General features: G+C 66.5%; 16 protein-coding genes. 10 read left to right on the top strand and 6 right to left on the bottom strand.

The annotated features are described in order from the left end of the window. Position 1: 1 nt before the first annotated feature. Both SMD14_RS10540 and SMD14_RS10535 read right to left on the bottom strand, forming a co-directional pair. Positions 2–451 carry a hypothetical protein gene (locus tag SMD14_RS10540; RefSeq protein ID WP_321213604.1) on the bottom strand — a complete coding sequence of 150 codons (450 nt, stop codon included), beginning with the start codon at positions 449–451 and terminating at the stop codon, positions 2–4. Continuing rightward, positions 448–3594, bottom strand: a complete 3147-nt coding sequence (locus SMD14_RS10535) for an efflux RND transporter permease subunit (protein WP_321213603.1) — start codon at positions 3592–3594, stop codon at positions 448–450. The genes SMD14_RS10540 and SMD14_RS10535 overlap by 4 nt, the downstream gene beginning before the upstream one ends. Positions 3595–4161: 567 nt before the next feature. Between SMD14_RS10535 and leuS the strand changes: the two genes are divergently transcribed. The 5 genes from leuS (at position 4162) to holA (ending at position 11906) form a co-directional block, all read left to right on the top strand. Further along, positions 4162–6696, top strand: coding sequence for a leucine--tRNA ligase (leuS, locus tag SMD14_RS10530; protein WP_321213602.1), 2535 nt, complete (start codon positions 4162–4164; stop codon positions 6694–6696). A 56-nt stretch (positions 6697–6752) separates the two neighbouring features. After that, a complete protein-coding gene (locus SMD14_RS10525) occupies positions 6753–7766 on the top strand; it encodes a DegV family protein (protein WP_321213601.1) in 1014 nt (337 codons plus the stop codon). A gap of 49 nt (positions 7767–7815) precedes the next feature. Beyond that, entirely contained in the window at positions 7816–8709 is an 894-nt protein-coding gene (locus SMD14_RS10520) for a helix-hairpin-helix domain-containing protein (protein WP_321213600.1), read from the top strand. A 315-nt stretch (positions 8710–9024) separates the two neighbouring features. Then, a complete protein-coding gene (locus tag SMD14_RS10515) occupies positions 9025–10956 on the top strand; it encodes a ComEC/Rec2 family competence protein (protein ID WP_321213599.1) in 1932 nt (643 codons plus the stop codon). Next, positions 10890–11906: a DNA polymerase III subunit delta gene (gene holA / locus SMD14_RS10510; protein ID WP_157242275.1), complete on the top strand. Its 1017-nt coding sequence runs from the start codon at positions 10890–10892 to the stop codon at positions 11904–11906. The genes SMD14_RS10515 and holA overlap by 67 nt, the downstream gene beginning before the upstream one ends. Before the next feature lie 121 nt (positions 11907–12027). Here the strand turns inward: holA and rpsT are convergent, their stop codons facing one another. Then, positions 12028–12288 (bottom strand): 30S ribosomal protein S20, encoded by a 261-nt coding sequence (rpsT, locus tag SMD14_RS10505; RefSeq protein ID WP_011692086.1) that lies wholly within the window; start codon positions 12286–12288, stop codon positions 12028–12030. Positions 12289–12457: 169 nt separating this feature from the next. Next, positions 12458–13033: a type II toxin-antitoxin system PemK/MazF family toxin gene (locus tag SMD14_RS10500; protein ID WP_157242276.1), complete on the bottom strand. Its 576-nt coding sequence runs from the start codon at positions 13031–13033 to the stop codon at positions 12458–12460. 187 nt (positions 13034–13220) lie between these two features. Between SMD14_RS10500 and lepA the strand changes: the two genes are divergently transcribed. Together lepA and hemW are read left to right on the top strand one after the other, a co-directional pair. Continuing rightward, on the top strand, positions 13221–15074 hold the full coding sequence (gene lepA / locus SMD14_RS10495; protein ID WP_321213598.1) for a translation elongation factor 4: 1854 nt from the start codon (positions 13221–13223) through the stop codon (positions 15072–15074). A 36-nt stretch (positions 15075–15110) separates the two neighbouring features. After that, on the top strand, positions 15111–16340 hold the full coding sequence (gene hemW, locus SMD14_RS10490; RefSeq protein WP_321213597.1) for a radical SAM family heme chaperone HemW: 1230 nt from the start codon (positions 15111–15113) through the stop codon (positions 16338–16340). A 65-nt stretch (positions 16341–16405) separates the two neighbouring features. Here hemW and SMD14_RS10485 read toward each other — a convergent pair whose 3' ends face one another. Continuing rightward, entirely contained in the window at positions 16406–16828 is a 423-nt protein-coding gene (locus SMD14_RS10485; RefSeq protein WP_321213596.1) for a DUF4870 domain-containing protein, read from the bottom strand. A gap of 148 nt (positions 16829–16976) precedes the next feature. Further along, a complete protein-coding gene (locus SMD14_RS10480; RefSeq protein WP_157242278.1) occupies positions 16977–17825 on the bottom strand; it encodes a DUF3097 domain-containing protein in 849 nt (282 codons plus the stop codon). 176 nt (positions 17826–18001) lie between these two features. Here SMD14_RS10480 and hrcA point away from each other — a divergent pair, with 176 nt between their 5' ends. The 3 genes from hrcA (at position 18002) to SMD14_RS10465 (ending at position 21018) form a co-directional block, all read left to right on the top strand. Then, positions 18002–19015 carry a heat-inducible transcriptional repressor HrcA gene (gene hrcA, locus SMD14_RS10475; protein WP_321213595.1) on the top strand — a complete coding sequence of 338 codons (1014 nt, stop codon included), beginning with the start codon at positions 18002–18004 and terminating at the stop codon, positions 19013–19015. 78 nt (positions 19016–19093) lie between these two features. Further along, a complete protein-coding gene (gene dnaJ / locus SMD14_RS10470; RefSeq protein WP_157242280.1) occupies positions 19094–20221 on the top strand; it encodes a molecular chaperone DnaJ in 1128 nt (375 codons plus the stop codon). A gap of 2 nt (positions 20222–20223) precedes the next feature. Next, positions 20224–21018: a 16S rRNA (uracil(1498)-N(3))-methyltransferase gene (locus SMD14_RS10465; RefSeq protein WP_321213594.1), complete on the top strand. Its 795-nt coding sequence runs from the start codon at positions 20224–20226 to the stop codon at positions 21016–21018. The last annotated feature ends 9 nt before the right edge of the window (positions 21019–21027 follow it).

The raw sequence follows: 21027 nt of genomic DNA, 5'->3' as shown, positions 1-21027 counted from the left end.
GTCATTTGCCCGTGACGAACTCTGCGCCGAACAACTCAGCGGCGGCCACGGTCACCACTTGGGAACCCACTGCGGGACCTGCGCTGGCGGTGACAACACCAGCCTCCACTTTGGTCACGGTGACGGCCTGGCGTTCAAACACCCGTGGTTCGGGGTTCCCGTAAACCCAGGTCTTCCCCTCGGCGTCGTAAAGCAGGGCAGCGTAGGGGAGGAGGATGCCTCCATCCGCCGGCTTGACGGTCTCCGTGAGCAGTTCAAGCCGTTCAATGGCCCGCTGGCTGAGCGTTATGCGTGCAATTCCCGTGGTGGCGTTCTTCTCCACCTTGGCAGGCGCTTCGGCTGCAGACTCCGCCTGCGCTGTGGACTGGGCGCAGGCCGGCAGTGAAGACAGCAGGGCGGCGCAGACGGCAGCTGCGACTGGCAGGCGCCGAAGGAGGCTTTTGCTGGTCATGATACTTTCACCTTTTCCGGCATCGACATGACTGGATGTTCTGATTCGTAGACTTCCGACCACTCTTCGGGCTCGGTGCGTGGACCGAACCACAGGGTGAGCAGCGGGAGGATGAAGAGCCCCACGAGCGTTGTGGTCACCAGGCCACCGGCCAGGATCAGCAGCATCGGCCCTATCAAGGCTTGGCCGACCGTGCCGCCCATGAAGGCGGGCGGTATCAGCACAAGCAGCGTGATGATGGCCGACTTCAGGACTGGCGACACGCGGTCCCGGGCTGCCTGCAGGACCACGTCTGTGCGCGAAGCTCCGGCAGTCTCCCGCCAGATCTCGTCGACGCGTGCGGACAACAGGGCTGCGTTGCGCGCGGCGATGGCAAGGACGGCAGCAAACGCTGTCAGTGACAGCCAGGACAGCGACGCCGATCCGAACCAGGCCGCCACCGCTGCTCCGGACATCGCGGCGGGAAGGGCCAGGAAGGTGGCGACAGCCAGTTTCCAGCTCCTCACCGCTGTCTGGAGCAGGAGCAGCACAGCCAGGGCGGCAGCAACTCCGAGTCCGTGCACCAAGGTATCCGCGGCCTGGAGTTCGCCATATTTCGTGGGGATCTCGGCGTGGTACTCGAGCGGGAACTCGATTTGCTGGACGGCTGCCTGGATGTCCCGCTGAATATCTTCCAAGGGGCGTCCGCTGATGTCGGCGACAATGTCGATGCGCCGCGACGTAGCATCGTGCTGGACCACGACTTCACTCGGGACCATCCGCACGTCGGCGATCTGCCCCAGTTGGATGTGGCCGCCGTTGGGGGTGTCAAGGAGCAGCTCACGGATGCTTGTCAGGTCATCCCGGACGCCAACGGCCCCCCGGATAACCACTTCGAAAACCTTCTGCTGTTCAAAGAGGTTCCCAACCACGATGCCCTGCATCAGGGTCGCAGCGGCGCGCCTTGCGTCACCGGGCTTGATACCTGCCTTTTGGGCGGCTTCGAGGTTGACCTGGACCTCCACTATCGGGGTCACGGCCGGTGCGTCGATGGTCGGGTTGTTCACCCCGTTGATCTTTTGGAGGGCCTGGCGGACCTCTTCTGCCTTTTTACGCAGCACCGGCATTTCCGTTCCAAAGACCCGGACCGCAAAGTCCGGTTCCATGCTGGAGCGTACATCTCCGATGGTTTGCTGCGAGTAGTTCATCACGTTGTGCGCGATGCCAGGGTAACCCTGGACCACTTCCCGCACGGCACGCTCGGTTTCGCCGAAGTTGGCGCCCCGGTCGATCGACACCCACAGCTCGGCGGAGCTGTTGCCTACCACCTGGTCTGCTGAAATGGCGCGTCCCAGGTGCCCGCCGACTCCGGAGACCCCCGGAAGGGCCCGAAGTTCCTCGGCGGCCTTGGCGGCAACCCGCTGGACTTCATCGTTGGAGGTCCCGGCCATGGTGTCCCACTGAACCAAAAGCGTGCGGTCAGGCATCGTGGGAACAAGTTGCCTGTTTTGCGTCAGCTGGGAACCGGCTACGATCCCCAGCATTCCCACAACCACCACCACCGCGACGGCAAGGCCTTTCCGGGGACCGATTCCGTCCAGCGCGCGGCCGTAGTAGGCCTTCGCGCGTCCTACAGCGGGAAGTTCCCTGGCCGGAGCAGTCTTCGGCGGAAGCAGGAAGTACGCCAGCACGGGCGTCACGGAGAGGCCAACTATCAGTGCGGCGGCAAGGGTCAGCGCAAGTGACCAGAACAGCGGGGTGAAGAACGAGCCGCCGACCCCGGTCAGAAAGAGCGTGGGAACGAGGACAACCACCATGATGAGCGATGCGTGGAACAGCGGAGTGCGGATTCCCTTCGCGATGAGGCTGATCCTCGACCTTGGGGAAGTTCCCGGCTTCGCCACATCCTGGCCCGAGGCCAGCCGCCGGTGGGCCTGGATGTCTTCCACAATGTCGCCCACGATTACCGATGTGCCGAGCAGAACCCCGAGCAGGATGGCGATGTTGAGTGTTGCATTCTGGGCGAACAGCACAACTGCGGCCGTCGTGACCGTCGTGGCGATGGCCACGAGCGCAATCACAGCCGCACGCCAGGAGCGGAAAAGCAGCCAGAACAGGGCTACGGCAATCAGCAGGCTGATGAGCAGGGAGAGGCCCAGGCTGTCGACGGATTCCTGGACGCCGGTTGCCGGCCGGAAGACGGACGTGTCGATCTGGATCCCGGTGAGGCCCGGCTCCATGTCCTTCAGCGCGGCTTCAACGTTGCGGGTGACTTCCAGTGTGTTGGTGCCCGGGAACTTTTCGACGACCAGCATCAGGCCTGCACCTGAGCCGGCCACGGCGTCCCCGATCAGCGGCTGGTGGCCTTCCTTGACCTGGGCGATGTCGCCCAGGAGCACCGGCGGGTCCGCTTCCTCCACGCTGACCTTTGCCAGGTCGGCCGGGGTGCGGATAGGGAGGACGTGCTGGATGCCAAGGCGCTGGTTGGGTGACTCCACGAAGCCGCCGGTACCCGGCGTGGATGCCTCCAGGAAGCTCAGCGGCGAAACCCAGACGGCGTTGCCCGTGGTCTTGACCAGCTGCTCAAGGGTTATGCCCTTGTCGCGGAGCTGCGTGGGAGTGACTTCAACTTGCAGCTGCTGTTCGCGCTGGCCCCAGATAGACACGTTTGCGACGCCCGGGATGCCTATCAGGCGCGGCTTGATCTTCCACCGGGCCAGGACGGACATGTCGATGCCCGAGAGCTCGGTGGAGTTCATCTTGATCATCATCACGCGGCTCGTGGACGACATCGGCTGCATGATCAGGGGCGGCGAGGAGACGTTGGGCAGCGCGTGGGCCTGCGTCATCCTTTCCGCCACCAGCTGGCGTGCACGCAGGACGTCCGTACCGGGCTCGAAGACGAGTTCGATGGACGACAGGCCGGGAACGGACTTGGAGCGTATCTCGTCCAGCCAGGCCACGCCATTAAGAAGGTCCGCCTCCATGGGGGCGGTGATGAGCTGTTCGACCTCAGCGGCGGAAAGCCCGAGGGCTTCGGTCTGGATCTCGACTTGTGCGGGGGCGAACTCCGGCATGGTGTCCACAGCCATATGTGGAATGTTTACTACGCCAAAAGTAATAAGGCCCGCTGCGATCGCGAGAACCAGAATCCGAAACTGCATGCTGAACCGGGTAACCCAGCCAAACATGGTTCGTCACCCGTTGGATTCTCGGCCGGGGTTAGACGAAGGGTAAGACCCGCGGCTACTTTGCTGCGGGTGTAACTGGCATGAATACATTTCAGGCTCCTACGCCGGAGACCAGTCAGTTTCCCCCTCAGACTTGGTCATTACAATGCACCTGCCCTGCCACTGTTGGCAAGGGGGGAAAGCACACAAGTTCGCAGCTGTAGGGGGTAGGGGAGGGCACGTGGTTTTGCGGGTTGCGGCAGTAGGGGGACACGTAATCCTGCGGGCCGTTCCAGTAGGGGGACTCGTACCCTCGGGGTCCTGACGGAGGCCGTCATTCCCGGCAGGCCCCCGGCGGTGTTCCTTCCCGGGTGCGCTAAAGTGGTTTCATGCGTGCGATCCTTCTGCTTAGCCAGCCGCCCGGTATCCGGACCAACGGATAGCGTGCGGCAGCCCCTCCATGGTGAGGGGCTTTTGTGTGTCCGGGAGCGTCCGGTGACAGCAGGAGGATCAGGCCGTTATGGCAGCACAGATGCCGTAACAGAACAGAAGAGGGCAGCAGTGGGCGTTCAGCCGGAGACAGAGACCGGAACAGCAGCAACAGTGTCAGCGGAGGTGCCCGAGGAGGGCACCTACAGCTTCACGGCGATGGAGGCCAAATGGCCGCAGGTGTGGGAAGACCTCAAGGTCTTCACCCCTGTCGACGACGGGTCCCGGGAGCGGCGCTACGTGCTGGATATGTTCCCGTACCCTTCGGGCGACCTCCACATGGGCCATGCGGAGGCGTTCGCCATGGGTGACGTGGTGGCCCGCTATCTGCGCCAGAAAGGATTCGACGTCCTCCACCCGATCGGCTGGGACTCCTTTGGCCTTCCGGCGGAAAACGCTGCCATCAAGCGCAACGCCCACCCCAGCGAGTGGACCTACGCCAACATCGACACCCAGGCCGCGTCCTTTAAGCGGTACGCCATCTCGGCCGACTGGTCGCGCCGGCTGCATACCTCGGATCCCGAGTACTACCGCTGGACCCAGTGGCTGTTCAAGCGTTTCTACGAGCGCGGGCTGGCATACCGCAAGGACTCCCCGGTCAACTGGTGCCCCAAGGACCAAACGGTGCTGGCCAACGAACAGGTAGTCAACGGTGCCTGCGAGCGCTGCGGCACCACCGTCACCAAGAAGTCCCTCAACCAGTGGTACTTCAAGATCACCGAATACGCCGACAGGCTGCTTGACGACATGGAGCAGCTCCGCGGCCACTGGCCCGAGCGCGTCCTGGCCATGCAGAAGAACTGGATTGGCCGCTCCGAGGGCGCCCACGTCAACTTCGTGATCGAGGCCGACGGCGGCAAGCCCGCCAAGGAGGTGACTGTCTTCACCACCCGCCCCGACACCCTGTACGGCGCGACGTTCTTTGTGGTGGCCGCGGACGCGCCGCTCGCCGTCGAACTCGTCACCGGGGAGCACGCCGCGGCCCTGGACGAATACCGCGAGCAGGTCAAGGCGCTCTCCGAGATTGAACGCCAGTCCACTGAGCGGGAGAAGACCGGCGTCTTCACCGGCCGGTACGCCGTCAACCCGCTCAACGGGGAGAAGCTTCCCGTCTGGGCCGCTGACTACGTCCTGGCCGACTACGGCACCGGCGCGATCATGGCCGTGCCGGCCCACGACCAGCGCGACCTGGACTTCGCCCGCACCTTCGACCTGCCTGTCCGGGCAGTCCTGGACACGGGCGAGGAGGATCCTGCCGTTTCCGGCACGGCCACCACGGGCGAGGGCACCCTGATCAACTCGGGCGGGCTGGATGGCCTGCCCAAGGCGGAGGCCATCCCGGCCGCGATCGCCATGCTGGAACGCCAGGGCACCGGTGAGAAGTTCGTGAACTTCCGCCTGCGGGACTGGCTGCTCAGCCGCCAGCGGTTCTGGGGCACCCCGATCCCGATCATCCACTGCCCGTCCTGCGGCGAGGTTCCTGTCCCCGACGAGCAGCTGCCCGTCACGCTGCCGTCCGATTTGCGCGGTGAAGACCTGTCGCCCAAGGGCACCTCTCCGCTGGCTGCTGCCGAAGCGTGGGTCAACGTGGATTGCCCTTCCTGCCACGGCCCGGCCAAGCGGGATACCGACACCATGGACACCTTCGTGGACTCGTCGTGGTACTTCCTGCGCTTCGTTTCGCCGCACTACACGGAGGGGCCCTTCGACCCGGAGAAAATCAACGACTGGATGCCGGTGGGCCAGTACGTTGGCGGCGTTGAGCACGCGATCCTGCACCTGCTGTACGCCCGGTTCTTCACCAAGGTCATCCACGACCTCGGCATGATCGACGCCGACGAGCCGTTCAGCGCCCTGCTCAACCAGGGGCAGGTGCTCAACGGCGGCAAAGCCATGAGCAAGTCCCTCGGCAACGGTGTGGACCTCGGCGAGCAGCTGGACAAATACGGCGTGGATGCCGTCCGCCTGACCATGATCTTCGCCTCCCCGCCCGAGGACGACGTGGACTGGGCTGACGTTTCGCCCTCCGGTTCCGCCAAGTTCCTGGCGCGGGCGTGGCGCCTGGCCCAGGATGTGGCGAGCGAACCCGGCATCGACGTCACCAGCGGCGACCGCGCACTGCGCTCCGTTACGCACCGGACCATCGCCGACGCCGCCGCGCTGCTGGACGCCAACAAGTTCAACGTAGTGGTGGCCAAACTGATGGAGCTGGTCAACGCCACCCGCAAGACCATAGACGCAGCCTCCGGTGCCGGCGGCGCCGACCCCGCTGTGCGCGAGGCCGCTGAGGCCGTCGCGGTGATCCTGAGCCTGTTCGCGCCGTATACGGCTGAGGACATGTGGAACGTCCTGGGCCACCCGGCCTCCGTCGCGAATGCGGGATGGCCGGCCCATGACGCCTCCCTGCTGGTCCAGGACACCGTCACGGCAGTGGTCCAGGTCCAGGGCAAGGTCCGGGACAGGCTGGAAGTGTCCCCGAACGTCTCCGAGGACCAGCTGCGCGAACTGGCGCTTGCGTCGGAGAATGTCCAGCGGGCACTGGACGGCCGCGGCATCCGCACGGTGATTGTCCGCGCACCTAAACTGGTCAACATCGTCCCGGCCTAGCCGGACCGGGCCGCCGGAACAGCTCCGGCGGCCTGCAGTGACACCAGGAGGCCCCCTTGCCCGACCGCGACACCGCCGCCTGGCCCTGGCTCCGCGCACGCCTGGCGGCCATGCGCGCCAGGCAGGAAGCTGGCAGGCGGGATGATTCCGGAACACGGCCGGGCGCCGTCGTGCGTACTGCCGTGGTCACTGATTCCGCAGCTGCCTTGCCGCCGGAGTGGGTGTCGGCGCTCACGGGCGACGGCGTCCTGACGGTCATTCCGATGCCTGTGATGGTTGGGTCGGAGATCTATGGCGAGGGCGAAGACGACATCTCCGAAACCATCGCCCTGGCGTTGGCCGCCGGGACCTCCGTTAAGACCTCCCGGCCCTCGCCCGGCCAATTCGAGCAGGCCTACCGCGCCGCCCGGCAGAAGGGCTTCGAGGCGGTAGTCTCCATCCATATTTCCGGGGACCTGTCCGGGACGGCGGACGCGGCCCGGCTGGCTGCGGCGAGGGTGGACATCCCGGTGGAGGTCGTGGACTCCCGCACCGTTGGCATGGCTTTGGGCATGGCCGTCCAGGCGGCAGTGGGGGCAGCGGCCGACGGCGGTGGCGCTGCGGCCGTTGCCGCTGCCGCGGCTGGACAGGCAGGACGGACCAAGGTGTATTTCTACGTTCCGAGCCTGGAGCAGCTGCGCCGCGGGGGCCGGATCGGTGCAGCCGCCTCGCTGCTGGGGACGATGCTGGCCATCAAGCCGATCCTGGCGGTGGAGGGCGGCAGGATTGTCCTGCTTGAGAAGGTGCGGTCTGCTGCAAGGGCTGTTGCGCGCCTGGAAGAGATCGTCGCCGCCGATGCTGCCGGCCGGCCGGCATCGGCCGTCCACCTTGCCATCCACCATTTCGGCAATCCCGACGAAGCGAAAAACCTGGCTGCACGCCTGGCCTTGGCCTTGCCGGGGCGCCCGCCGGCCCAGACCAGCCCGCTTCCCGCTGTCCTCGCGGCCCATGCCGGCCTGGGGGTCCTGGCCGTGATCGTGGGGGAAGAGCTGACGGAAACGGGCAGCCGTTCGGCAGGCCTTTCCACATAACGCGTACCTGCCCTGTTGCCGCGCCCGGACGTTTCCCTAGCGTGAAGCCATGTCACGCCGGGACGCTGGAGAAGCAGGTGGTCCGGCGCGCCATGCCAGGAATCGCCTGCAGGCCGCCCTCGGGGAGGCTCCCGCGGGGCTGCTCCGGAACGGTATCGGGCCTTTTGAGTACCGGGGACCGGCCGGGGACCCGCCGGAGGCCTCCCCGCACTCCCCACCCGCCGGTTCCCGGCAGGACCTGGATCCTGCCGCCACCACTCCCGTGGGATCCGTGCTCCGGTGGCGGCTGGGGCCGCGCCTCGCTGTGCTGCTGGGCATCCTCTCTGTTGCGGCGGGGGCATGGTTCTGGTGGCAGGTGGCGTCAGGCCGTCCGGAGATCCTGCCCCTCAGCGGCATCAGCCCCGGTGGTCCGGTGGCGGACGGCGCCCCCGCGGGGGACCAGGGGACCGGAGGTGATCCTGAAGCTGCCAGGGACGCCAGCGGCGATGAATCCCCCGGATCCGTAGTGGTCCATGTGGCAGGGGCAGTGGCAAGGCCGGGCGTGGTTCGGCTGCCCGCAGGAAGCCGGGTGCACGAGGCCATCGCGGCAGCAGGAGGCGGGGCGCCGGGAGCCGACCTGAACCGCCTGAACCTTGCCCTCGCCGTGGAGGACGGCCAGAAGATCCATGTTCCGCGGGAAGGGGAGGAGATCCCTGCAGGCGGGCCGGATGGCGCTGGCCAGGATGACGGCAGCGGTGCAATGCCGCCGGAAGGAAAAGTCAACCTCAACACGGCGGGCGTGGAGGAGCTGGATGCCTTGCCGAAAGTGGGTCCTGTCCTTGCCCAACGAATCGTGGACTGGCGCAAGGAGCACGGGGCATTCAAGAACGTCGAGGAGTTGGACGCCGTGGACGGCGTGGGACCCAAGATGCTTCAAGCATTGCTGCCACTGGTGACGGTGTGAGGCTCTGGCGGTATGGGGAGGCCTGGTATGAGAAGGCCCGGGTGAACCGTGATCCCGATGGGTAGTAGCAGGAAGACCTCCCGGACGAGTCCCTGGAGCCGTTACGTGCAGTCCGCTGTGAAAGGACCGGCTACTCCACCCGGTCCTGGGGGCAGCCGTGAAGCAGGCGCCCGCCTTCCCGGGACCCGTGACAATCCGGCAGTCCGCTCCGGGGATGCTCCTTTCGAGCGCCGGAGGCCGGGGCTTGCAGTGCCCTTCCGGCACCGTGTCCTGGAATATTGGAGCCGGATCCTAAAGGACACCTGGGCGCGGGCAGTGAAGGACGGGGCAGGGACAACCACCGGCACCCCCGGTGAGGCCCCGCGCCGCCGCACGGATGTCCGCCTCACCCTGCCGGCAGCCGCGGTGTGGGCTGCGTCAGTCGCCGGGCTCTGGCTGGCCCCTGCAGCCCTGGCGGTCGTATGTTGCGCAGCGGTGGCCTTGGGGCTGCTCCTGCTGTTCCGCACGGCCCGGCCCTCCTTGCCCGGCCTCCGCCGGCGCAGGCTACGGGCAAACCCGGCAGGGGGAACCCGTACCGGGGGAACGGGGGCATCGGGAGGCGGGGCCTGCGAAGGAGGGGCGCCGGCAGCCAAAAATACTCCGGTTCGGCGGAGTTTCCTGGCCACCAGCGCGGTGGCACTCTTCCTGGCTGCCGCCGCGGCATCGCACTCGGCCGTCGCGTCCAGCCAGAGGTCCGAGGGTCCGCTGGCGGCGGCGATTGCGTCCGGGAAGTCGGTGGTGGCCGTGGTCGAGGTGGCAGGAGCCCCGCGCGCACTGGCGGGACCCGGCCAGGCAGGACCGCCCGAGCGTTGGTCGGTGCCCGTCTGGACACGGGATGTCGGCACCGGCGGCGTCCTGCTCAGGACGCGTGCCCACCTTATGGTCATGGGCGGCCCGGCCTGGGGAGCCCTTGTGCCGGGCCAGCTGGTCCGCACCGCAGGAAAGCTCCGCCCTCCTGATCCGGGCAGGGAAGAGGCCGGCACCCTCACTGCTTCCTCCCCGCCCGGGCGGCCCAACGAATCTCCGCTACTGCAGGGATCGGCCAAGGAACTGCGGGAACGGCTTGTTGCCGCAGCTTCCTTCCTCGCCCCTGATCCGGCGGGCCTGCTTCCCGGCATGGTCACGGGAGACACCAGCGCGCTGGATGAGGGCCTGAAGAACGCCATGAAAGGTGTGGGCATGACGCACCTGACAGCTGTCAGCGGGGCCAACTGCAGCCTGGTCCTCGGTGCATTGCTGTTGGCCTGCCGCAGCCTCCGCCTGCCCCGGGTGCCGGCTGCTGTGCTGGCCGGGGCCGGACTGGGCCTGTTCGTGGTGCTTGTGGGTCCCGATGCGAGCGTGCTTCGGGCGGCGCTGATGGGAGGTGTTGGACTGATCTCACTGGCAGGCGGGCGGTCCGGACGCGGGCTCAGCTTCCTGAGCGTGGCCGTCATCGCGCTGCTGCTGATCGACCCGGGCCTGGGATCGAGCTTCGGGTTCCTCCTGTCCGTCCTGGCCACCCTGGGGATCATTGTCCTCGGGCGCCGCATCATCGACTGGACGCCGGTGTTCATTCCGCGTTGGGTGGCGGCCGGGGTCGCAGTCCCCTTGTCTGCGCAACTGATGTGCGGGCCGGTTACAGTGCTGCTGCAACCCGAATTCTCAACGTACTCGCTGCTGGCCAATGTCATCGCTTCACCCCTGGTGGCTCCGGTGACACTTCTGGGGACCGCAGCCGTGCCCCTGGTAATTCCGGCTCCCTGGCCCGCCACAGCCCTGATCGCCGTAGCGGGCATCTTCAGCGCCGGCATTGCAGCCACGGCAAGGTTCACCTCACAGCTCTCGGGCGCATCACTTCCGTGGCCGGAAGGCGTTGCCGGGCTGCTCACCATGCTCTTCCTGTCAGCCCTCACGTTAGGAACGCTGTGGGCGGCGTCCCGGCCCCGCAGGTTCGGCCGCTGCGTCCTGGCTTCCCATCGGCGCGTTGTAGCCCTGATCGAAGCCCTTGAATCGCGCCAAGTCGGTACCCTGGACGGCCTTGGCCGCGGGTCAGGGCCCGGGCCGAGCCGGCCCGCGGTGCCACTGACGCCTGCCGGCTTGGACCGGACGGCCGGACGTGGCAGGCTGGAATCCTCCACAAGACTTTCCGGAAGGAACCCACGATGGCCGCTGCGCAGAAGCGAGCAACCCGTTCCCCGGCATCGAATGCGGCCTCCTGGCGGGATGTAAAGCCCGCTGCGGTGGTGCTGGTCAGCGGCCCGGAGGAGTACCTGGGCATCAGGGCCATGGACCACATCCGTGCCCAGGTCCGGGCAACAGCCCCGGACGTGGAGGTCAGCCGCATCAATGCGGCCGCGTACGAGCCCGGCACCCTGCTGATGCAGGTCAGCCCGTCGCTGTTCGGCGAAAGCAAGCTCATCGAGGTCGAAGCTGTCGAGGCCATGAACGACGCCTTCCTCGCTGACGCGCTTCGGTACGTAGAACATACGGAACCGGATGCCGTCCTTGTCCTGCGGCACGGCGGGGGAGTCCGTGGGAAGAAACTCCTGGACGCAATCAAGAAGGACGGCTGGCCCGTGGTGGACTGCCAGCCCCTCAAGAAAGACGCAGACAAGGTGGCCTTCGTGGCGGCCGAGTTCAAGGCCGGCGGCCGCCGTATTGAGCAGGACGCGGTGCAGGCCCTGGTCAACGCTGTCGGCGCAAACCTCTCGGAACTTGCGGCGGCGTGCAGCCAGCTCATCGCCGATGCCGGGACCACCGTGACTTCAGATATTGTGGACCGCTACTACGGTGGACGCATTGAAGCGACGGCGTTCAAGGTGGCGGACGCGGCAATGGCCGGCAACGCTCCTTTGGCCCTGTCCACGCTCCGTCATGCCCTCGCCACGGGAGCAGACCCCGTCCCGCTTGTTGCCGCGCTGGCCGCAAAACTCCGTACCGTGGCCCGCGTTGCCGGTGCGTCGGGCTCCTCTGGCCAGATTGCCGCGGAACTGGGCATGCAGCCCTGGCTGGTGGAGCAGGCGCAGCGCGACGTCCGCCGGTGGACCCCGGATGGCCTGGTCAGGTCCATCCAGGCCACGGCCGAGGCGGACGCGCAGGTCAAGGGGCTTTCGCGTGATCCTGTGTATGCAGTGGAGCATGCGGTCACGGTGATCGCCATGTCGGTCCAGGGCCGCTGACAGTTCCGTTCGGATCCGGGCCCAAGCCTGGCATCCGGGGCCGCAATTCAGGGCCTTAAAGATGTATGGCCGGCCCCCGAGGGGACCGGCCACAACCATCAGTTCAGTTGAACTGGAAACCTTACAGTGCGTTGACCTTCTTGGAGATCGCCGACTTGCGGTTCGCTGCGTTGTTCTTGTGCAGAACACCCTTGCTGACAGCCTTGTCCAGCTTGCGGCTGGCAGCAACCAGGGCAGCAGCAGCTGCATCCTTGTCCGTGGACTCAACGGCGGTGTTGACGGCGCGGATGGCCGTCTTCAGCTCGGACTTGACTGCGTTGTTGCGCAGGCGTGCCTTCTCGTTGGTGAGGATGCGCTTCTTCTGGGATTTGATATTCGCCACGTGTGAACTCTCTTTTTAATGCGGAAATGGTCTAGAGGGCTTTCAGATTGGCCATTGACTGAGCGGCGTGGGGATACCTATGGCGGCCAACCATCAGTGGCCGTCGACCTGCACGGACACACAGCTATAAAGAATAGCAGGTCAGCGGCAGGCCTGGCCATTTCGGTGTTTACGTCCAGCCGTGTCGGCTGCGCAGTCCGGCCGCCACGGTGTCGAAGCGCGCACGGTCCAGGACAGCACCTTCGCGCCGGATGGCGTCCGGCCGAAGCTGCACGATCCTGTCCAGCCGGGCTTCGCTGGCCCGGCCCTGCCTGTCCCAGGCGCCGGCGCCCAGGTCCACATAGTCCTGTGACACGGCCGATTCGGGGACACGGTCCCTGCTCGTGAGCATGACTCCCAACAAGTAACTGCCGCTGCGGCCCACCAAAAGCACGGGGCGGTCTTTGCCCCGGCTGTGGTCCTCTTCGTAGGGCACCCACGCCCACACCACCTCGCCCGGATCCGGTTCACCATCGGGCCTCGGTGCGTAGCGGACGCTGGACCGGCCCTGGAAGTCCCCGGGATATACATCGCCATCCACGGCGCCGCCGCGGGCAGCGGCCGGCAGGCGGGCGTTGCCGGGCACAGGCGCCGCCCGGCCGGGGGAGGAGTCGGGGCCAGGCGCCGGGGACGTCCTGGCTGCGTTGCGCAGTGCCCGGAGGCCTGTCCTGACGGCATCCTGCAGGGAGCGGAGATTGAGAACCATCCAGCAACCCTATAACCGCCCCCGGTACGGGAGAGTGAAGGCAGGAACTCCTCTCAGGATGCGGTGGCGCGGGCCCTGACGTGGGACACTGGAGGTTGAAAATGTGCGGTCGGGCCGCAGCGTGCCATCGGCGCGTCCTGCCTGGTTGCCCAAAGCCATCAGTGAATGCCAACAGTAAGGACCCTGCGTGTCTCCCATGGCCCGCACCGCCCCGGTGCCCGCCGCGACAGATCCGGCCATCATTCGGAATTTCTGCATCATCGCGCACATTGACCACGGTAAGTCCACCCTGGCCGACCGGATGCTGCAGTTCACCGGAGTGGTCCAGTCCCGCGACATGAAGGCCCAGTACCTGGACCGGATGGACATCGAACGCGAGCGCGGCATCACCATCAAGTCCCAGGCTGTCCGCATGCCGTGGGAGCTGGATGGCGTCAGCTACGCGCTGAACATGATCGACACGCCCGGACACGTTGACTTCACCTACGAGGTCTCCCGCTCCCTCGCGGCCTGCGAGGGAGCAATCCTCCTGGTGGACGCGGCACAGGGCATTGAAGCCCAGACCCTCGCCAACCTGTACCTGGCAATGGAAAACAACCTGACCATCATCCCGGTCCTGAACAAGATCGATCTTCCTGCGGCACAGCCCGAGAAGTACGCGGCTGAACTTGCCAGCCTGATCGGCGGCGAACCGGAGGACGTGCTGCGGGTATCGGGAAAAACCGGCATGGGCGTTGAAGCGCTGCTGGACAAAATCGTCCGCGACCTCCCGGCTCCCCAGGGTGACGCCAATGCCCCGGCCCGCGCAATGATCTTCGACTCCGTCTACGACACCTACCGCGGCGTGGTCACCTATGTCCGTGTGGTGGATGGCATGCTGCACCCCCGCGAGCGCATCCAGATGATGTCCACGCGGGCCACGCACGAACTCCTCGAGATTGGCGTGAGCTCCCCGGAGCCGACGCCCTCGAAGGGCCTGGGCGTCGGCGAGGTGGGGTACCTCATCACCGGAGTGAAGGACGTCCGCCTGTCCAAGGTCGGCGACACCGTCACCAACCTCGCCAAGCCGGCCGCTGAATCCCTGCCCGGCTACGCCGATGCCAAGCCGATGGTCTTTTCCGGCCTGTACCCGCTGGACGGCACGGACTATCCGGTGCTGCGCGATGCACTGGAAAAGCTGATGCTCAACGATGCCGCCCTGGTCTACGAGCCGGAGACCTCCGCGGCACTGGGCTTCGGGTTCCGGGTGGGCTTCCTGGGACTGCTCCACCTTGAAATCACCCGCGAGCGGCTGGAACGCGAATACAACCTGGACCTGATTTCCACGGCCCCCAACGTGGAATACGAGGTGACGCTGGAGGACAAGAAAGTGGTCCACGTGACCAACCCCAGCGAATACCCCTCCGGCAAGATCTCCGAGGTCCGCGAGCCCATGGTGTCGGCCACCATCCTTGCGCCGAACGAATTCGTCGGCGCCATCATGGAGCTGTGCCAGAGCCGCCGCGGCGTCATGGGAGGAATGGATTACCTCTCGGAGGACCGGGTGGAAATCCGCTACCGCCTGCCGCTCGCCGAGATCGTGTTCGATTTCTTCGACATCCTCAAGTCCAAGACCCGCGGCTACGGCTCGCTCGACTGGAAGGCCGACGGCGACCAGGTGGCGGACCTCGTCAAGGTCGACATCATGCTCCAGGGCGAACAGGTGGATGCCTTCTCCGCCATCACGCACCGCGACAAGGCCTACGCCTACGGCGTCATGATGACCACCAAGCTGCGCGAACTCATTCCCCGCCAGCAGTTCGAGGTGCCCATCCAGGCGGCCATCGGCTCCAGGATCATCGCCCGGGAAAGCATCCGCGCCATCCGCAAGGACGTCCTGGCCAAGTGCTACGGCGGCGACATCTCCCGTAAGCGCAAACTGCTGGAGAAGCAGAAGGAAGGCAAGAAGCGCATGAAGATGGTGGGCCGCGTTGAGGTCCCCCAGGAAGCCTTCATTGCTGCGCTCACCACGGACGAGTCCAAGGACAAGGCCAAGAAGTAGTGGTTACAGCGGCCGGCGCCACCGGAGGCCCCTGCAATGCCTAGCACTCTTCCCCTCGGCGACCCGGCGCCGTCGGACGGTCTCCTGCCTCCCCAGGCGGCTGACGGTGCGGCGGGCCGGGCGTTCGGGCTTTACGTCCACATTCCGTTCTGTGCCGTCCGCTGCGGCTACTGCGACTTCAACACCTATACCGCCACAGAGCTCGGCGGCGGGGCCTCGCAGGACGCCTATGCCGTCACGGCCGCCTCCGAAGTGTCCCTGGCAGCCAGGGTCCTGGCGGAATCAGGGCTTCCTGCGCGCCCGCTCAGCACGGTGTTTTTCGGCGGCGGCACACCCACCCTGCTTCCCGCCGAGGACCTCGCCCTGATCCTGCGCCGCGCCATCGGACAGTGGGGAATCGAGGCCGGCGCCGAAGTCACCACGGAGGCGAACCCGGACTCCGTCACGCCTGAATCCCTTGCCATCCTGAAGGAAGCCGGCTTCACCCGCGTCTCCTTCGGGATGCAGTCTGCTGTGCCGCATGTCCTCAAAGTGCTTGACCGGACCCACACGCCCAGCCGAGTCCCGCAGGTTGTGCAATGGGCCCGGGACGCGGGACTGGCTGTGAGCCTGGACCTCATCTACGGCACGCCGGGGGAGTCCCTGGACGACTGGCGCTACTCCCTGGAGACGGCACTGTCCTACCAGCCGGACCACATCAGCGCCTATGCGCTGATCATCGAAGAGGGAACCAAGCTCGCTGCCCAGATCCGCCGGGGCGAGGTTCCAGGAATCGACGACGACGACCACGCCGACAAGTACGAACTCGCCGACGACCTCATCACCAAAGCCGGCCTGGGCTGGTACGAGGTCAGCAACTGGGCCCGCACGCCGGAGCAGGCCTGCCGCCACAACCTCGCCTACTGGCGGGGCGACGACTGGTGGGGGATCGGCCCCGGCGCCCATTCGCATGTGGGCGGCGTGCGGTGGTGGAACGTCAAACACCCCACGGCCTACGCCGGACGCCTCGCACAGGGAGTGTCACCGGCGGCCGGCAGGGAAACCCTGGACCAGGAGACCCGGAACGTCGAACGTGTGATGCTCGAGGCCCGTCTCCAGTCCGGTCTCGAAGTATCGTCGCTGGGCCAAGAAGGACGCCATGAGGTTGCGGGGCTGATCGCGGACGGCCTCGTGGATCCTGCTGCCGCGTTCAGGGGCAGGCTGGTCCTGACCCTCAAGGGCAGGCTGCTGGCAGACGCGGTGGTCCGCCGGGTCCTGCCGGACTGAACGGCACAAAGCAACGCGGGCCCGCGCCCGCCAGGGAACCCCGCCGGCGTGGACCCGTGCAGCCGCTACTTGATCCAGCGCAGGTTGTACTGGTAACGGTGCGGCTGGCCACGGTTGACATGGATGCCGGCCGCCACCGAGAAGCAGGTGAGCGCAATCCAGATGAGGGTGGCGATGACGGCAAAGATGTTGCCGATCACGGGGACGAAGACCACCAGGATGTTCGCCAGCAGGGCAGCAATGGTGGGCGGCAGGCTGAAATTCAGGGCTTCCTTGGATTCCTGTGCCGTGAAGGGCCCGCGGTCCCGGAAGATCAGGTAGATCAGCAGCGACGGAACGCAGCCCAGGATGCCCCCGAAGTGCGCCATGGTGGCCCATTGCCGGTCTTCGCTGGCTGTCAGGGGCAGCGCATTCGCGGGAACGCCGTGGTACTCCGAACGGCCCTGGCCGCCCGGGCTGTCCCTGTGATCACGTGCGTTTTCTGCCACAGTCTGTTCCTTCTGAAGTGCAATGGTGCCGGCTAAGAAAGCTTATTGGGTGCGGCGGCCTGCAATGTTGCAGGATCCGCAGTACCAAGAATACTTGGTACCGGCCCCATACCTGCCCGGGATGCGCGGGCCGGGGCAGAACCGTCCTTCAGGGCACGGTGAGGAAGTCGATGACTTCTTCGACCCTCCCCAGCAGCGAGGCTTCCAGGTCGGCGTACGTTCGGACGGCGCCGAGCAGTTTCTGCCAGCCAAGCCCGATGTCCTCCTTTGTGGCATGGGGCCAGCCGAACGCTGCGAGGATGCCGGTCTTCCAATCCTGCCCGCGCGGCACTACCGGCCACTGCTCAATGCCCAGGACCGCGGGCCGGATGGCCTGCCACACGTCCACGTAAGGGTGACCCACAATCAGGACGTTCCCTGCAGCTCCCGGCGAGGCCATGACGGCGTCCGCAATGCGGGATTCCTTGGAATCCGGCACCAGGTGGTCCACCAGGACGCCGAGGCGCCTGCCCGGTCCGGGCCTGAACGCTGCGACGGCCCCCGCCAGGTCATCAATGCCGTGCAGTGGTTCGACGACGATGCCCTCCACGCGCAGGTCGTCTCCCCAGACCTTTTCCACCAGTTCGGCGTCGTGCTTTCCCTCCACCCAGATCCGGCTGGCCTTGGCCACCTGTGCCCGCTGGCCGGCGACGCGGACGGACCCGGAGGCGGTCCGGCCGGCGACGGCGCCGGCGGCCTGCCGCGGGGCCGGGGGCAGGAGCTTGATGGCCCGGCCTTCGAGGAGGAATCCGAAACCAAGCCGGAAGGACCGGGATTTACCGCGCCGGTCCTCCAGGGCAACCACGTGCATGCCGCCGGACTTTTCCACCCGGGTCACGGCGCCCACCCAGCCGGACTGGACGTCCTCAAGGACCATTCCCCGTTCAACGGGAACCTCGGGCAGTTCAGTCTTTGCGGGAGCGGACAAGTCGCGTGGGCCCCAGTTCTGGTACTGCATGGTTTCACTCCGCCTAGCGTTCGGTCACAGGTCCGGATTTCGCCCGGAGCGGTACCAATGCTAGCAACGGCGGGAGTCATAATAGACTGTTAGCACTGAGGCATGTCGAGTGCTAACCCTTGAGGTGGCACAGCGCGGGCGGCGCGGCCGCCCCGAACCCTGGATGGAGGTGGAGTGTGAGCGAGCCACGCAAACTTGAAGTGCTGCGTGCAATCGTGGAGGACTACGTCCACTCCCGGGAACCCGTCGGGTCCAAGGCCCTGGTGGAGCGGCACCATCTCGGTGTGTCCAGCGCAACGATCAGGAACGATATGGCCGCCCTGGAGGAAGAGGGCCTGATCACCGCTCCGCACACCAGCGCCGGACGTATCCCCACTGACAAGGGTTACCGGCTGTTCGTGGACCAGATCTCGGCGGTCAAACCGCTGTCCCAGGCCGAGCGCAGGGCCATCCAGTCGCTGCTGGAAGGATCTGACGACCTCGACGACGTCCTTGACCGCACGGTCCGCCTGCTGTCGCAGCTGACCAACCAGGTTGCCGTGGTCCAGTATCCGCACCTGAGCCGGGCACTGGTCCGCCATATCGAGTTCGTCCTCCTCGCGCCGCGCAAGGTGCTGGTGGTGCTGATCGCCAACAGCGGCAAAGTGGAACAGCGCGTTATCGACGTCGGCCAGGACCTGGGGGACGACGCCCTCGCCACCCTGCGGGCACGGTTCCTTGGCTCCCTTGCCGGCACTCCGCTGAACCAGCTCGCCCAGTCCCTGCCGGCAGTGGTGGCCACAGCCGGCCCGGGGCAAAGGCAGGCCGCCCATGCCCTCGCCGTCGGCCTCGAAGGCCTGGCCCAGAGCAGCAGGGAAGACCGCATGGTCATGGCGGGCACCGCCAACCTTGCGCGTTCCAACGTGGACTTTCCGCTCAGCATCGGACCGGTCCTGGAAGCACTCGAGGAACAGGTGGTCATGCTCCGCCTGCTGAGCGAAATGGCGCAGGACCACCGCGGGGTGGCTGTCAGCATCGGCCGCGAGAATCCCTACGACGGCCTTGCCGAGGCGTCCGTCGTTGCCACGGGGTACGGTCCGGACCACATTGCGAAAATTGGTGTCCTGGGACCAACCCGGATGGACTATCCCACCACCATGGCCGCAGTCAGGGCCGTTGCCCGCTACCTTTCGCGGATCCTGGGACCCTGACGTTTTCCCGTTCCCGGGCATGCAGATCATTTCCCGCAGTCCAACTGCAGGCAGTACAACAAGGAAGAGATACGAACTTTGAGCAGCCACTACGACGTCCTTGGAGTCTCACCGGAGGCCACGGGAGAAGAGATCAAGAAGGCCTACCGCAAGCTGGCGCGCACGCTCCACCCGGACGTCAACCCGGGTGAGGACGCGTCGGACCGCTTCAAGGCCGTGACCCACGCCTACGAGGTTCTTTCGGACCCGCAGAAGCGCCGCGTCTACGACACCACCGGCAACGAGAACGGCACGGACAACGGCTTCGGCGGAGGCAGCTACGCCGGCCAGGGATTCGCGTTCCAGGACATCTTCGACACCTTCTTCGGGGCCGGCGGAACAACGGGCCCGGCTTCCCGCGTCAGGCGCGGCCAGGACGCACTCATCAGTGTCCGCATCGAACTCCGCGACGCTGTCTTCGGCGTCAACAAGAAGCTGGAAGTGGACACGGCCGTCACGTGCCCCACCTGCGAAGGTTCGTGCTGCCGGCCGGGAACCCATCCGGAACGCTGCGACATCTGCGGCGGCAGCGGCCAGGTCCAGCGTGCCGTGCGCTCCATCCTGGGACAGGTCATGACCGCCGCCCCGTGCGGTACCTGCGAGGGCTTCGGCACCGTCATCAAGGACCCCTGCAATGAGTGCAGCGGCCAGGGACGCATCCGCAGCCGCCGTTCGCTGACCATCAAGGTTCCCGCCGGCGTAGCCACCGGAACCCGCATCCAGCTTTCCGGCCAGGGCGAAGCAGGTCCCGCCGGCGGTCCCGCCGGCGACCTCTACGTCGAGATCCGCGTGAACAACGACGCCACCTATGTCCGGGACAACGACGACCTCCACGCAACCCTGCACCTTCCCATGACCGCTGCAGCCCTGGGCACCGAGGTGAGCCTGGAAACGTTCGACGGACCGCAGGAGATCGACGTCAAGCCGGGCACCCAGTCCGGCGAGATCATCACCCTTCGCGGACTTGGCGTGACCCACCTTCGCGGGTACGGGCGCGGCGACCTGAAAGTGCACCTCCAGGTCGAGACTCCCGCCAAGCTGGACGCCGCGCAGGAGGACCTCCTGCGTCAGCTTGCCAAGATGCGCGGTGAACAGATCACCGAGGGCAAGCTTGCGGCCAGCGGGGGCATGTTCGCCAAGCTCCGGGACCGGCTCGGTAACCTGTAGCGGTGAGCAACCCGGTCTTTTTCACTCCTCCCGGTTCCCTTGACCAGCTGGTGGCGGGGGAAGTCTTTGTCCTGGAGGGGCCCGAGGCGCGGCACGCCGTCACGGTGAAGCGGCTTGCCCCGGGCGAGCCCGTTGACATCGTGGACGGCGCCGGGACGCGCATGAGCGGAAAGGTGCTTGCGGCGTCCCCCTCCGGGCTGGATGTTGAATGCTCCTCCCTGGCCGTTGAGCCGCAGCCGGGGACAAGGCTGGTGCTGGTACAGGCGCTGGCAAAGGGCGACCGCGACGAACTTGCCATTGAGACGGCAACCGAACTCGGGATCGACGCCGTCATACCCTGGCAGTCCGAACGGTCCATCGTCCGCTGGAAAGGCGACCGGGCCGCGAAGGCCCACGCCAAATGGCAGTCCGTGGTCACGGCAGCCGCCAAGCAGGCGCGCCGCGCCTGGGTTCCCGAGGTGCGGCCCGTCGTCGACACCGCCGCGCTGGCCGGCCTCGTGGAGGCCGCAGGGCTTGCCGTCATCCTGCACGAGGACGCGGTTAGGCCCTTGCGGACAGTGCTGGAAGCATGGCAGCGCGGCGGAACCCCAACGGAACCCCGCGAAATCTTCCTGATCGTTGGGCCGGAAGGCGGCATCAGTCCCCGGGAAGTAACCCGGCTCTGCGGCAAGGGTGCTGTCACGGCCCTGCTGGGGCACCATGTGCTGCGCTCATCCACCGCCGGCCCCGCCGCCGTCGTGCTTGCCAGCGACGTCCTGGGCCGCTGGGCGGCGCATGCTGCCGAGCCTGCCGGTTGAGCAGGCCGC

The organism is Pseudarthrobacter oxydans (assembly GCF_034258515.1).
Classification (GTDB): domain Bacteria; phylum Actinomycetota; class Actinomycetes; order Actinomycetales; family Micrococcaceae; genus Arthrobacter.
Note: the sequence above shows the minus strand (reverse complement) of the source record. Positions and strands in the feature narration are given on the sequence as shown.

Coding starts and splice junctions, on each gene's coding strand:
- SMD14_RS10520 (WP_321213600.1), top strand. CDS start 7,816: ATGTCACGCCGGGACGCTGGAGAAGCAGGTGGTCCGGCGCGCCATGCC.
- SMD14_RS10500 (WP_157242276.1), bottom strand. CDS start 13,033: ATGGTTCTCAATCTCCGCTCCCTGCAGGATGCCGTCAGGACAGGCCTC.
- holA (WP_157242275.1), top strand. CDS start 10,890: ATGGCCGCTGCGCAGAAGCGAGCAACCCGTTCCCCGGCATCGAATGCG.
- SMD14_RS10540 (WP_321213604.1), bottom strand. CDS start 451: ATGACCAGCAAAAGCCTCCTTCGGCGCCTGCCAGTCGCAGCTGCCGTC.
- SMD14_RS10480 (WP_157242278.1), bottom strand. CDS start 17,825: ATGCAGTACCAGAACTGGGGCCCACGCGACTTGTCCGCTCCCGCAAAG.
- hemW (WP_321213597.1), top strand. CDS start 15,111: ATGCCTAGCACTCTTCCCCTCGGCGACCCGGCGCCGTCGGACGGTCTC.
- SMD14_RS10535 (WP_321213603.1), bottom strand. CDS start 3,594: ATGCAGTTTCGGATTCTGGTTCTCGCGATCGCAGCGGGCCTTATTACT.